The organism is Paraburkholderia sp. A1RI-2L, assembly GCF_048957375.1.
Lineage (GTDB): Bacteria > Pseudomonadota > Gammaproteobacteria > Burkholderiales > Burkholderiaceae > Paraburkholderia.
The window spans coordinates 327122-340783 of sequence record NZ_JARBTA010000002.1; the positions used below are offsets into that span (position 1 = coordinate 327122).

Genomic DNA, 13662 nt, shown 5'->3' on the forward strand with positions numbered 1-13662 from the left:
ATCCCCTGTATGGCGTGGTTTGATTCATGGTTCGAGCATTCGGCGCGCGGCGTGGCGCAGCGAAGCTCCCGGCGCAGCGCGATGGCGCGGCTAGGCAAGGTGCTCGTTGGCTCGGCGCTCGTTCCCTTGCTGCCCGTCGATCGCACGGCTTACGCAGCAGACAGGCCCGCCGCCGCGAGCGGTGCGGGGGCGACCGCCCTCGCGCCGGGCGTCGACGACCCCACGAGCTGCGACTACTGGAAGTACTGCGCGATCGACGGCTGGCTCTGCAGTTGCTGCGGCGGCACGTCGAGCAGTTGTCCGCCGGGCACCACGGCTTCGCCGATCACGTGGATCGGCACCTGCCGCAATCCGCACGACGGCTCCGACTACATCGTTTCGTATAACGACTGCTGCGGCAAGACTTCCTGCGGGCAATGCTTCTGCAACCGCAACGAACGCGAAAAGCCGCTCTACAAACTTTCGCTCAATAACGACATCAACTGGTGCATGGCGAACAGCAATTCGAACTACCACTGCTCGGTTTCCGTTCTTCTGGGAGCGGCCAAACAATGAAGATCGATACTCTCAAGTCCTGCGCAGCCGCTGCGCTCATCGCGCTCGGCGCGATATCCGGCGCGGCCCGCGCCGAGGCGATCCATTTCCCGGCAGGCAAGGCCACTTTCGATGCCCGCTGCGCCGTCTGTCACCAGGCCGGCGGCAAAGGACAGGACGGCCTCGCGCCGCCGCTCACCGCGTATCCCGGCCACTATGCGGCCTCGGCGCAAGGCCGGCATCAGCTTCCGGATACGGTCCTGCACGGCATGTATGGGGAGATCCGCGTCGCGGACAAGACCTACAACTTCAAAATGCCCAACTTCGACAGCCTCAGCGACGACGAACTCGCCCAAGTGCTGAACTACGTCGTATTCGACCTGAACGGCAGCAGCCACGGCGCGGCGAAACCGTTCACGGCGGCGGAAATCAAGGCCGCCCGCGCGAAATCGATGGACGCCGGCGCTGTCTACGCTCAGCGCGCAGCCGTCACGAAAGCACTGGGCCTGCGATGAAGGCCGTTTTCCGGTCGATGACCTGCTGCCTCGTGCTGGTCTCGCTCTGGACGAGCGCTGCGACGGCGGGCGAACTCGGCGCGGCCGCCGACCATGACAGCGCGTGGCCCCTCGCCCGGCAGCACTGGATCCAGAACTGCATGGGCTGCCACACGGCCACCGGCGGCGGCATTGCGGGCAAGGTCCCGCCGCTTGCGCACTCGCTTGGCTACTTCGAGCGCGTGCCGGGCGGGCGCGAGTACGTCATGCGTGTGCCGGGCGCATCCAACTCCGCACTCTCGGATCAACAGTTGGCCGACGTGCTGAACTGGCTGCTCATGACCATGAACCGCGAGGCGCTGCCGCCGGACTTCAAGCCCTATACGGCGGAGGAAGTCGCAGAACATCGCCGCCCGGCGTTTGCGGACGTCGCCCCGCGCCGTGCGGCGCTCGTGCGTGAAATGCAGCGGCGCGGCATTCGCGAAGTCGCGCCCGTTTACTGAAACGGCCGCTGCGCTCATCCGACGTTTCGTCCGTCGACGCCCCTGCTCCCGGGGCACGGCGCAATTCAGGCTGCGGTCGTGCGCCCCACTGCGAGGCGCAATGCCTCGATATCGAGAACATCGATCGCGCGGTAGCGGGTCTCGATCAAGCGCCCCTCCCGGAACTGCCTCAAGGCCGCTGCAACCGCCTCGCGCGTAACACCCAGCGCTTCGGCAATATCCGTCTGCCGCACACCGAGAGACCGTCCGCCTGCACCCCGCTCCACCTCGGCGACGAGAAATTGGGCAACCCGTTGCGGCACCGAGAGGCGCAGTGCGCTGTCGAGCCTGTCCGCCGCATGAATCAGTCTTTCGGCGAGTTCCGCGAGCAGCCGGTCGCGCAGATCGGGTTTGCGGTTCAGCAGATCCCTGAACTGACGATCGGAGAGGCGCAGCAGCCGGACAGACCCTACCGCCACGGCGTCATGCGTGCGCGCGCGCCCCGTCAGCAACGGGATCTCGCCAAACGTCTCCCCTGGCCCGAAAACGGCGGCGTTCACTTTGCGCCCGTCGAGATCGAGACGGCTGAAACTCACCTGACCCTCGATGATGACCTGCAGCGAGCGATCGCGATCGCCCTGCCGGTGGATCGTCTGCCCCGGGCGGTAGCGCACTTCCTTGCCCTCGGCGAACAGTTCGGCTCGCGTTGCCTCGTTGAGCACGGCGAACAGCAGATGAGGGCCGAGAGGGTCCTGGACAGTCATCGGTAACCCCAACATTGTGAACTACTTCATATTCTACCCGGCACCCGGCTGATAAAAATTTCGCGTGGCAAGCGTGGCATCGCAATCCGTCAGGAGCAAAAAGCGGTGCCGATCCATTCACGAGCCAGGCAAAGACAGAATGAACGATGGAGACAACACAAGGACGGAGCGCGACAGCCCTCCGCCGGGGGCGTTTCGCCTCGAAATAGCCGATGGCGCAGGATCCGGCTGGCTGCGGCCCGGCGAAAGCGTGCTCAAGGCCGCGGTGCGCCAGGGCATCCGCATTCCGCACCTCTGCATGACGGGAGAATGCGGGTCGTGCCGCTGCCGCCTCGTGCGCGGAAAGGTCCGGCTCAAGCGCGACATTTCCAGCCATGTCGATGCCGCGGCCTTGCAGAGGGGCCACCTGCTGGCCTGCCAGAGCGAGGCGCAAAGCGACATTCTGCTCGCCGTGCCGGGCCTTTCGCATGGCATGGATGCAGGCGCGTTGATCAACACCAGCGGCCGCATCAAATCGGTTACGGAACTGAATCACGATATCCGCCTGCTTACGGTCGAGCTCGACGAGGCCCTCGCCTACCGCGCGGGACAATACGCACAGCTTTGCGTGCCTGGACATCCCTCGCTGGAGTCCGCGCCGCGTTGCTATTCGTTCAGTTCTGCTGCGCAAGATGGACCGCAGACCGAGGTGCAATTCCACGTGCGGCGCGTGCCCGGCGGTCAGTTCACCGAATGGCTCTTTGCTGAAGACCGCGTCGGCCATGCGCTCGCCATCACGGGGCCGCTTGGCGATTTCGGCTTTCGCGACGACGGTCGCGCGGTCGTATGCGTGGCGGGCGGCAGCGGGCTCGCACCGATCAAGGCGATGCTCGAGCACATGAGCCAATTGCCGCGCGCGCCGGACACGACGCTGTTCTTTGCCGCGCGCAGCCAGCGCGACCTGTACTGCATGGACGCGCTGGAACGCCTGCAACGTCACTGGCCCGCGCCGGGGCGCCTGCTCGTGCTCCCGGTCCTCTCCGGCGAAGCCCCCGACTCGGGCTGGGAGGGCTTGCGCGGATTCTGCACCGACCATCTCGAACGTTTTTGCAGCCTCGCGGACACCAGCTTCTACCTGTGCGGGCCACCGCCGATGATCGACGCAACGCTGGAAAAACTGCGCGGGCAAACGCCGCCGCATTGCATCCATTACGACCGGTTCTTCGACCGCAGCCATCTCGCCGAAGCCGCCGCCTGATCCCGAACACCGGAGACAAACATCATGATGAAGAAAACCCTTATCGCCAGCCTGCTGCTGTCCCTCGTTGCACACGCGCACGCCGCCGGCACTCCGATTCGCCTCACCATTGGCGGCGCGATCAAGAACTCGTCGCGCATGAACATCACGCCCGAACGCTCGCGCATCGACGTCCTCGTCGAAGGCGCGGGCGTCATCACCGCTCAGGGCAAGACGGTGCGCTTCTACGCGCTCTGCAACGTGATCGACACACTGGACGGCACGAAACAGGTCGAGGGAGGCGGCGACTGCGAGCTGAAGTCGACGGGCGGCGGCGTCGCCTACCTCCATTACAAGGGGGATGCCGAACACGCCGATCGCGGACAGATTTCCATCGAAAGCGGCACGGGCGACTTTGCCGGCATCTCGGGCAGCGTTGCTGTCGAGGCCAGTGTCAGCCCGACCAAAGTGGGAAAGGCGGTGTTCCTGATGGAAAACCAGCGCGACAGCGCCAGCCAGCCGTGAGCAAGGGGAAAGAACATGAATGTCGCAATCGTGTTTGGCCTGATGTTCTTCCTGCTCGTCGTCGATCTGTCGACGGGACAATTCCGCAACCCGCAAGCGTCGAGCAAGCGTGAACTCTGCACCAACGTGTTGAGCCAGATCCTGACCTTTTCGGTTCGGGCGCTGCTGCTCGTGACGCTCGCCTGGCCGATTGCCCGCTTCCTGCCGCAATGGAAGGGCGCGCTGGCTCAGGTACCGGTGTGGGCGATGTTCCTGATCATCCTCGCCATCGACGACTACCTGAACTACTGGCTGCATCGCATGGCGCACCAGTGGCCGCTGCTGTGGCGCCTGCACAAGCCCCATCACACGCCAACCTACCTGAACGTGCTGATGGCTGGGCGAGAAAATACGTTCTACTACTTTCTCGTTCCGGCTTTGTGGATGGCGCCTGTGTTGATCTATCTCGGCGCCGGCACGGCTTCCGCGGTGGTATTCGGGTTCAAGGGGGTCGTGACGCTGCTGCAGCACACGGGCTATCGCTGGGACCTGTGGGTACGGCGATATCGCGCTGGCCGCCTGGTGCTCGATATCGTGGAGAAAGTCGTGGTGTTGCAGGACTTTCACCACGCGCATCATGGCCTTGGCCGTTACGGCAATGCTTCTTCGAACTACGGCAATATCCTCTGCGTCTGGGACGTGCTGCACGGCACGACCCACCAGAGTCAACCACGGCGGCAGGACGCCTACGGCGTGCCCGCGGGCATGCCCGTGGAGCCCGGAATGGTGCAACTGTTCTGGCCGCTTCTGCGTGACGGGCGTTCGAGTTTGCAGCAAGGGACGCCGTTGGCCCAAAGCTCGGAAGCAGCACTGACTGCGGCGGATGCGGTGATCGTCACGGCCAGCGGCATCGCCATTGCCGTAACGAACTGAAGATGGCGTGACTGAGGCGCGTACGAACGCCTCGTCACTTAATGTGGATGCGCGCACAACGAGAGCGGCCGGTTCAGAACGGGCCACCTTGGGTGCGCAAATCGCTTACATGTTCGGATAGTTCGGTCCGCCGCCGCCTTCCGGCGTGACCCACACGATGTTCTGCGTCGGGTCCTTGATATCGCAGGTCTTGCAGTGTACGCAGTTTTGCGCGTTGATCTGCAGGCGGTCGTCGTCCTGCTCATCCTTCACGAATTCGTAGACGCCTGCGGGACAGAAGCGCGATTCGGGGCCCGCGTAGGTTTTGAGGTTGATGCCGACCGGCACCGTTGCATCCTTCAGCGTCAAATGCGCGGGCTGGTTCTCTTCGTGATTCGTATTGGAAATGAACACCGAAGAAAGGCGGTCGAACGTGAGCTTGCCATCGGGCTTCGGGTACTCGATGGGCTTGCACTGCGACGCCGGCTTGAGCATCTCGTGATCGCGATGCTGGTGATGCAGCGTCCACGGCACATTGCCGCCCAGCAGTTTCTGCTCGATGCCCACCATCAGCGTGCCCAGGTACAGGCCCTTGCTCATCCACTGCTTGAAGTTGCGCGCCTTGTAGAGCTCCGTATAGAGCCACGACTGCCTGAACGCTTCCGGGTAAGCCGCGAGTTCATCGCTCTGGCGGCCGGCCTGCACGGCATCGAATGCGGCTTCCGCTGCGAGCATGCCGGTCTTGATCGCCGCGTGGCTGCCCTTGATGCGCGCGGCGTTCAGGAAGCCCGCGTCGTCGCCTACGAGCGCGCCGCCCGGGAACACGAGCTTCGGCAGCGACATCAGACCGCCCGCCGTCATCGCGCGCGCGCCGTACGAAACGCGCTTGCCGCCTTCCAGATACTTGCGGATCGCCGGGTGCGTCTTGTAGCGCTGAAACTCCTCGAACGGCGAGAGATACGGATTCTGGTACGCGAGTCCAACGACAAAACCCACCATCACCTGGTTATTGTCGGTGTGATAGAGGAACGAACCGCCGTAGGTGTCCTTTTCGAGCGGCCAGCCGGCCGTGTGGATCACCAGACCCGGCTGGTGCTTCGCGGGATCGATCTCCCACAGCTCCTTGATGCCGATGCCGTACACCTGCGGGTCCGCGTCCTTGCCGAGCTTGAAATGCTCGTTCAGTTGACGGCCCAGATGGCCGCGGCAGCCTTCGGCAAACAGCGTGTACTTCGCGTGCAACTCCATGCCGAGCTGGAAATTCTCGGTGGGCTCGCCATCCTTGCCGACGCCCATGTTGCCCGTGGCCACGCCCTTGACCGAGCCATCATCGTTGAAGAGCACTTCAGCCGCCGGAAAGCCCGGGAAAATTTCCACGCCCAGCGCCTCGGCCTGCTGGCCCAGCCAGCGCGTGACGTTCGCGAGGCTGATCACATAGTTGCCGTGGTTCTTGAAGTTGTCCGGCAGCGCCCAGTTGGGCACCGTCTTCGCGCTGTTTTCCGAAAGGAAAAGAAATTGATCTTCGGCAACGGGCACGTTCAGCGGCGCGCCTTGCTCTTTCCAGTCGGGAATGAGCTCGCTGATGGCGCGCGGATCCATAACCGCGCCCGAGAGGATATGCGCCCCGATCTCCGAGCCCTTTTCCAGCACGCATACGCCGATCTCAGCGCCTTTTTCCGCTGCCAGCTGTTTCAGGCGAATCGCGGCGGACAGGCCTGCCGGCCCGCCGCCCACGATCACCACGTCGTATTCCATCGACTCGCGCACAGGCGCGAAGCCGTCATTTTCAACTGTCGAGATACTCACGAAACCAGGCCTCCATACCTGCCGATATCCGGTATAAACATCGTTTTCCACAAACCAACGCTCTCAGACGATGCGCATTGCCGGCCGTCTGCGTTCGGGCGGAAATACGCACCACGATCCGTCTTCATGCCGGAAAAACAAAATAGAAAGAACACCTGACGAATTCGCAGTCTCCACGCGCACATAGCGCCACGCACGTTTGCGGCAATATCCGAACCCGGTGACCCGCGCCCGCCTTTCCGGGCTCGCGCCAATCCACTTCTCAACGAGCAGACGCAACGATCGTTCCGCGGTTTTCATCGATATCTCCAGTGCCATCTGTGCGCAGCATGCTGAGGAGGGCCAAGGTCCATTCCTGAAACAACGCGACTGTGCCCTACTTCCGAACGAAATGCCCGACAACACGGGCTACTCCAGGTAGCAAGGTAACGCCATGCGCGACGGACCTCCCCCCCCAAAAAGGCGGGGGTATCTAACCGCTCTCGCGCATTACTCCGCCGACTGCGGCGGCGCGTTCGACTTTTGTGCCGCCCGAGTGCAACACCTCTTGTCACAGCAAAATCCGGTATCCGCCACGCGGCGCGATGTGTCGCCGCGCGGGGAAAGATCCGTTTCCCATGTGGCAACGCCTACCACCCCCAACGTTGGGGGGGAGACTGGGGCCGTCATTTGCCTACGCTTGGTCATCCGAGGCATTCAGACCGCCACGGACCGCAATCCCGTAACCCTCCCGTCAAGGACATGGATGCAATGCTCTCGATGAATGCATTGTTGAACCCGGGCTCGGTCGCTGTGGTCGGCGCATCGGACGATCCGACCCGCATAGGCGGCCGCCCGATCGAAGCCATGCGGCGGCTCGGCTTCAGCGGCCGCATCTTTCCGGTCAATCCGCACCGAAACGAAGTGCAGGGACTGCCCGCCTACGCTTCGATCGCCGCATTGCCGGAAACGCCGCACGCCGCGATCGTCGCCGTTCCCGCCCCGCAGGCGCTGGATGCCGTGAAGGCGCTGGCCGAGCGCGGCGTTCGCGCGGCAATCGTGTTCAGCGCGGGCTTCGCGGAAACCGGCGCGCCGGGCAGCGCGCTGCAGGCCAGCCTGGCAACAGCCGCAAGCCGCAGCGGCATGCGGCTGCTGGGTCCGAACGCACTCGGATGCGTGAACTTTCACAGCGGCTTCGTGGGCAGTTTTCTCTCGACCGACGTCACGGCCAACGTGCGCCCCGGAAACGTGGGCATCGCCAGCCAATCGGGCGCGTACGGAGGGCACCTTCTCGCTGCGGCCGCCGACGCCGGTGTCGGCATCTCCAGCATTTTCATGACGGGCAACGAGGCCGATCTCGCGCTGGCCGACGTCGTCCACTTGATGGTGGAGGATCCCGACACCACCGTCATCGCGCTCTACGCGGAAGGCATTCAGGACGGCCCGGGCCTGCTCGCCGCGCTGCAGGCCGCGCGCCGGGCCCGCAAGCCTGTCGTGATGTTGAAGGTCGGCCGCAGCGCGCTGGGCAGCGCCGCAGCGCTTTCGCACACGGCGTCGATCGTCGGCGACGACGCCGTGTGCGACGCCGTTCTCGCCGAAGCCGGCGTCGTGCGCGCGAGCACCACTGAGGCGCTTCTCGACATCGTGCGGCTTGCCACGCGCGGCATCTTTCCCGAACGCAATACGCTTGGCATGGTCACGGTCAGCGGCGGTGCGGGCGTCATCGTTTCGGATGCCGCGGAAGCGCTGAAGCTGCCCATGCCGGAATTGCCGGCACACGCGCAGCACACCTTGCTCGAACTGCTGCCGATTTGCTCGCCACGCAATCCGGTCGACACGACCGGCCAGTTCATCAACGACCCGTCCATCATCGAACCGTTCGTCGACACCATGCTGGACGAAGGTGGCTATCGGACGTTGCTCGGATTCTTCACCTACGCCGGCACCGCGCCCAACGTATGGAGGGGCCTGCTCGAGCGGATGGCACGGGTGCGGGCGCGCCATCCGGACCGCCTTTATGTGCTGATCCTGCGCGGGTCGCGCGCAACGCTGGACGCTTTCGAGGAACAAGGCTTCACCATTTTCGAAGACCTCAACCGCGCAGTCGCCGCCATTGCCGCCATGGGGCACATTGGCCGCAGCTTCGCTGCAGACGCGCAGCCGGGTGCCCCGGTCCCTGCATTAGCGCCGATTGCACTGCCGTCGGGCCCGCTCACCGAAGCCCAGGCCAAGCAGCTGCTCGCCGCCGCGGGTATCGCCAGTGTCCCGGAACGGGCCTGCGCCGATGCCGAATCCGCCGTGCGCGCGGCGCGCGAATTCGGCTTCCCCGTGGTTTTGAAAATCCTGTCGCCCGATATCCTGCACAAGTCCGAGGCAGGCGGCGTATTACTCGGCGTAAGCGATGAAAGCGCCGTGCACGGCGGCTTCGGCACACTGTTTCAGCGCGCCCGCAACGCCGTACCGCGAGCCCGGCTGGACGGCGTGCTGGTAGCCCGCCAGATCATGGGCGGCGTGGAGTGCATCATGGGCATTCAGCGCGATCCGGTCTTCGGTCCGATCGCGATGTTCGGCCTGGGCGGCGTATTCGTCGAGATCCTGAACGATGTCGTCCTGCATCGTTGTCCGTTTGGCGTCGACGTCGCCGAGCGGATGATCCGCTCGATTCGCGGCGCACCGTTGTTGCTCGGCGCGCGCGGCCGGCCAGTTACCGATATTGCCGCACTCGCACGCATGCTGTCGAAGCTTTCGGCCTTTGCGATAGCCGCCGGGCCGCGCCTGCAATCGCTCGATCTCAATCCCGTCTTCGCCATGCCCGAGGGCGAAGGGGCCCTGGCTGCCGACGCGGCCATCGTCGCCGACGAAGCTCCGGGATCGTGAGCCCCATCGAGCCGGAGTGCCCGGGTTCGTCCGGGCGGCGTCTCCGCTCTTGACCATTCATCTGCAGTCCAAAGTATGACCACTACAACAGGACCTTCCTCGCGCCATGAATGAAAGCCTCTCGCACTTCAGTGACCTTTCGCTGCTTGTCCAGCCGCGATCCATCGCGTTGATCGGCGCATCGGAGCGGCCCGACAGCATCGGAGGCCGCACATTCGAGAATCTGACCGCCTGGTCCGATTTTCACGGTGAGCTCTACCTCGTGAACCCTGGCTATGCCGAAATTCACGGACGACCCTGCGTACCGTCCATACGGCGCATCGAGCAGGCTCCCGATCTGGCCATCCTGGCCGTGCGCGCGGACGCCGTGCTGGAGACGCTGCGCGAGTGCGGCGAGCACGGCGTGAAGTTCGCGATCGTCTTCACGTCCGGCTTCGGCGAAACCGGCGAGGCAGGACGAGCGATCGAGGCGCACATGCGTGAAATCGCGGCGAGCACCGGCATGCGGATCTATGGCCCCAACTGCCCCGGCCTGAACAACATGAATGCGCGGCTCGGTTTGTGCTTTTCGCCCGCATGGCGCATCGACCAGCGCAGCGGTCCGATTGGCGTCGCGACCCAGGGCGGCGGCCTCGGCCGCGCCTTCATCCAGGCCATGGACCGCGGCGTGGGCATCGGCCTTTGGTGTTCCGGCGGCAACGAGGTCGATCTCGAAGTCAGCGACTTTATTGACTACATGGCTGAAGCGCCCGACATCAAGGTCATCGTGACGACGCTCGAGGGCGTACGCAACGGCCCGCGCTTCATGGCTGCCGCTTTGCACGCCGCGCGCCTCGGCAAGCCGATCGTCGCGCTGAAGGTCGGCAAATCGGCCTACGGCGCGAAAGCCGCGCAGTCGCATACCGCCGCCATTGCGGGCGTCGCTGAAATCAATAGCGCCGTGTTCCGCGAACTGGGCATCGTCGAGGTCGACGACATCGACGAAATGATCGATGTCGCTTCGCTGCTGTCCCGCGCCGAGCCGACCGGCCGCGAACAGGTGGCCGTCTATAGCTTCTCCGGCGGGACCGCCGCACTCGCGTCCGATATGATCGGGCTAGCTGGCCTGACGCTAACCCGATTCGCCCCGCAGACGCTGCAAAAGCTGCGCGACACCCTCCCCGGCTACGCGGCGATCGACAACCCGGTCGACGTCACGGCGGAAGTGCTCGTCAATGCCGAGGTGAGCCATGCTGCCCTGAAAGCGACGGCAAGCGATCCGCACGCGGACCTCGTGCTCGTGCCGATTCCCGTCGAATACGGAAGGACCACTACGCTGCTCGGCGCAAGCCTCGTCGACGTACAGCGCGAGGTGAGCACGCCCATCGTCCCCGTGTGGATGAGCGACCGCACAGGCGAGGGACATCGCACGATCATCGAAGGCGGGTTGATGCCGATGCGTGCCGTGGGCAACGCCGTGCTGGCCGTCAAGCGGTTCATCGAATACGGGCGCTGGCGAGCCCGCTTCGACAACGCGTGGACCCCGCTGGGCGCAATCGCATCGCACGCAGCGAACATGGGTCTTTCCGAAGCCAGAACGAAGGCGCTATTGGCAAAAATCGGCATTCCCGTACCCAATAGCCGCGTCGCCCGCACAGCCGATGAAGCGGCGCAAGCCTGGCGCGACGTCGCAAACGGCAGAGCGGTCATGAAGATCGCGAGCGCTTCCATTACGCACAAGACCGATATGGGCGGCGTGCGGCTCGGCATAACGTCGGAACGCGAAGCGGCCGAAGCATTCGGGGACATTCATGCAAACGGATTGCGGGTATGCGCGGCTTCCGATCTCGAAGGCGTACTGATCGAGCCCATGCTGCCGGCGCCGTTTGTGGAAGTGGTAGTGGGCATTCACCAGGACCCGGTGTTCGGTCACGTGTGCACGTTCGGACTCGGCGGAGTCGGCATCGAACTCTTCGGCGATGTCAGCAGGCGGCTGCTTCCGCTCACAGCGCAGTCCGCCCGGCAGATGATCGAGGAGACCCGCTGTCACGCGCTGCTCAAAGGCTATCGCGGCCAGTGCGCGTATGACGTCGACGCGCTGGTTGCCGTCATGGTGAAACTGAGCGACTTCGTCGCGAGCCACGCCGATTCGGTCGGCGAACTGGAAATCAATCCCCTCGCGGTAAGACCGCAGGGACACGGCGTCGTCGCGCTCGACGCGGTCCTCTGCCGTCACGGAGGCGAACCGGCCGCCAGTCAGCTGCCGGGCGGCCCGTTCCGTTGATCGAGGCGCGCAACGCCCGCAACCCGCCCTATTTCGTCTCGCGAGCCTTGCCGCTCCAGTAAGGCTCGCGCAGATCCTTCTTCAGAATCTTGCCGGCGCCGGAAAGGGGCAATGCGTCGCGAAACTCCACGGTCTTGGGGCATTTGTAGCTTGCAACGAACTCGCGGCAATGCTCGCGCAGCGCGGTTTCGTCGAGCTTCGCGCCAGGCTTGAGCACCACCACCGCGTGAACCGCCTCGCCCCAGTGCTCGTGCGGCACGCCGATCACCGCGCACATCGCCACGGCAGGATGACGCGCGATCACATTCTCGATCTCGGCGGAATAGACGTTTTCGCCGCCCGTCACGATCATGTCCTTGATGCGATCGACGATGAACACATAGCCCTGCTCGTCCATGTAGCCGCCGTCGCCGGTATGGAACCACCCGTTGCGCATGGCGCGCGCCGTTTCCTCCGGTTTGTTCCAGTATCCCGGCGTGATATTAGGACCGCGAACGACAATTTCGCCCACCGTCCCGCGCGGCACCTCGCGACCTTCAGCGTCGACGATGCGGATGGTGACGCCAATCCCGCCGCGCCCGACCGAGCGCGAAAGCCCGCTGCGGCGTGCGGCCTCGCTGTGATTCTCCGGCGGATTGCTCGACACGACGGGGCACGTCTCGGTCAGGCCATAGCTGTGCGACAGTTCGATCCCCGGAAACTGCGCGAGGAGTTGCTCGACCATCGCGCCTGCGCTGGGCGACGCGCCGTAGTAGAGCCGGCGCAGGCTGCTCAGGTTGTAGCGCGAAAGATCGGGATGCGCGAGCAGCGCCTGAATCATCGTCGGCACCAGTACCGATTCGGTCACGCCTTCCCGTTCGATGGTCGCAAGCAACTCGCCTGCATCGAACGACGGCACCAGCACGTGCGTGCCGCCCGCGAGGAATTGCGTCGCGACGCGTCCAAGCCCCGCCACGTGAAAGAGCGGCGCGACGTGCATGACGACGCAGTTGGGCGGCTGCGGCATCTCTGCGAGACGCGGCACGCAACCTGACCACAGGTTCAGATGCGTCTGCATCACGCCTTTCGGAAAGCCCGTGGTGCCGCCCGTGTACATGATGCAAGCGAGATCGTCGCCGCCGCGCCAGGCATCCTCGATGGGCGGCGTATCGGCGATCAGCGTCTCGAACGACAGCATGCCCTCGGGCGCCTCGCCGTCGCCCGCATAAATCACGAGCGGCGCGTGCTTCGCCTTCGCGCGAATCGCCTCGACATGGGGCAGGAACGCATCGTCGACGAGCAGGATGCGCGTATCGCAATCGTCCAGCGAGTAGACGATTTCCGGCACGCTCCAGCGCACGTTAATGGGATTGAGGACGCCGCCCCCCCACCAGACACCCATGATGTACTCGACGTACCGGTCCGAATTCGGGGCCAGCATGGCAACCCGGTCGCCATGCGCCATGCCCAGGCCAACCAGGGCGCCCGCGAGGCGCGCGACACGTTCGCCAAATTCGCCGTAACTGCGGCGACGCCCGCGAAACGCAGTGGCCGTCCGGTCCGGGTATTGCTGAACCGCACGATGAAGGCATTGGGTGAGGTACATCGTGATTGTCTCCGTTGTCGGTATCCAGATCGGAACGCGCAGCCCTGAAATGGAAGAAAAATCGTCCGCGCCAGTATGGCGCCAGGCGCGAGATCGCCGCCCCCTCGACTCAGGGGGCAGGCCGTTCGGGCCGTGCGCATAAGTTCCGTTTCCGCCCTCGCCGGGTGCGCCTGCCGCGCGAGGCGACCCCGAGGCAACCCTTCACGCCGCCCCCCGACATGACCCGCCTCGTCCTCCTGCAATTCC

Annotated in this window: 12 protein-coding genes; 8 read left to right on the top strand and 4 right to left on the bottom strand. The window is 64.6% G+C overall.

Annotated elements, in window-relative coordinates:
* The first annotated feature begins 9 nt into the window (after positions 1 to 9).
* From PWP93_RS16360 to PWP93_RS16370, 3 genes are read left to right on the top strand one after another with little or no spacing between them, the layout of a single operon-like run.
* Complete coding sequence (locus tag PWP93_RS16360) at positions 10 to 555, top strand: methylamine dehydrogenase light chain (RefSeq protein WP_421045133.1); 546 nt, start codon at positions 10 to 12, stop codon at positions 553 to 555.
* Positions 552 to 1049 (top strand): c-type cytochrome, encoded by a 498-nt coding sequence (locus PWP93_RS16365; protein ID WP_421045134.1) that lies wholly within the window; start codon positions 552 to 554, stop codon positions 1047 to 1049. The genes PWP93_RS16360 and PWP93_RS16365 overlap by 4 nt, the downstream gene beginning before the upstream one ends.
* On the top strand, positions 1046 to 1531 hold the full coding sequence (locus PWP93_RS16370; protein ID WP_421045135.1) for a c-type cytochrome: 486 nt from the start codon (positions 1046 to 1048) through the stop codon (positions 1529 to 1531). Before PWP93_RS16365 ends, PWP93_RS16370 begins: the two co-directional genes overlap by 4 nt.
* Positions 1532 to 1596: 65 nt before the next feature.
* Here the strand turns inward: PWP93_RS16370 and PWP93_RS16375 are convergent, their stop codons facing one another.
* Entirely contained in the window at positions 1597 to 2274 is a 678-nt protein-coding gene (locus PWP93_RS16375) for a Crp/Fnr family transcriptional regulator (protein WP_421045136.1), read from the bottom strand.
* Between the two features lie 139 nt (positions 2275 to 2413).
* On the opposite strand from PWP93_RS16375, the gene PWP93_RS16380 reads away from it, so the two are divergent.
* From PWP93_RS16380 to PWP93_RS16390, 3 genes are read left to right on the top strand one after another with little or no spacing between them, the layout of a single operon-like run.
* Complete coding sequence (locus PWP93_RS16380; protein ID WP_421045137.1) at positions 2414 to 3511, top strand: 2Fe-2S iron-sulfur cluster-binding protein; 1098 nt, start codon at positions 2414 to 2416, stop codon at positions 3509 to 3511.
* 24 nt (positions 3512 to 3535) lie between these two features.
* Positions 3536 to 4015 (top strand): hypothetical protein, encoded by a 480-nt coding sequence (locus tag PWP93_RS16385; protein WP_421045138.1) that lies wholly within the window; start codon positions 3536 to 3538, stop codon positions 4013 to 4015.
* Positions 4016 to 4030: 15 nt separating this feature from the next.
* A complete protein-coding gene (locus tag PWP93_RS16390) occupies positions 4031 to 4927 on the top strand; it encodes a sterol desaturase family protein (protein ID WP_421045139.1) in 897 nt (298 codons plus the stop codon).
* A gap of 105 nt (positions 4928 to 5032) precedes the next feature.
* Here the strand turns inward: PWP93_RS16390 and PWP93_RS16395 are convergent, their stop codons facing one another.
* Together PWP93_RS16395 and PWP93_RS16400 are read right to left on the bottom strand one after the other, a co-directional pair.
* On the bottom strand, positions 5033 to 6661 hold the full coding sequence (locus PWP93_RS16395) for an electron transfer flavoprotein-ubiquinone oxidoreductase (protein WP_421046101.1): 1629 nt from the start codon (positions 6659 to 6661) through the stop codon (positions 5033 to 5035).
* A gap of 114 nt (positions 6662 to 6775) precedes the next feature.
* Entirely contained in the window at positions 6776 to 7012 is a 237-nt protein-coding gene (locus PWP93_RS16400; protein WP_084225890.1) for a hypothetical protein, read from the bottom strand.
* A 450-nt stretch (positions 7013 to 7462) separates the two neighbouring features.
* Here PWP93_RS16400 and PWP93_RS16405 point away from each other — a divergent pair, with 450 nt between their 5' ends.
* Together PWP93_RS16405 and PWP93_RS16410 are read left to right on the top strand one after the other, a co-directional pair.
* A complete protein-coding gene (locus PWP93_RS16405) occupies positions 7463 to 9568 on the top strand; it encodes an acetate--CoA ligase family protein (protein WP_421045140.1) in 2106 nt (701 codons plus the stop codon).
* Between the two features lie 106 nt (positions 9569 to 9674).
* Positions 9675 to 11831, top strand: a complete 2157-nt coding sequence (locus PWP93_RS16410) for an acetate--CoA ligase family protein (protein ID WP_421045141.1) — start codon at positions 9675 to 9677, stop codon at positions 11829 to 11831.
* Between the two features lie 28 nt (positions 11832 to 11859).
* Here the strand turns inward: PWP93_RS16410 and PWP93_RS16415 are convergent, their stop codons facing one another.
* Positions 11860 to 13416, bottom strand: a complete 1557-nt coding sequence (locus PWP93_RS16415; protein ID WP_421045142.1) for an acyl-CoA synthetase — start codon at positions 13414 to 13416, stop codon at positions 11860 to 11862.
* Positions 13417 to 13662: the final 246 nt, after the last annotated feature.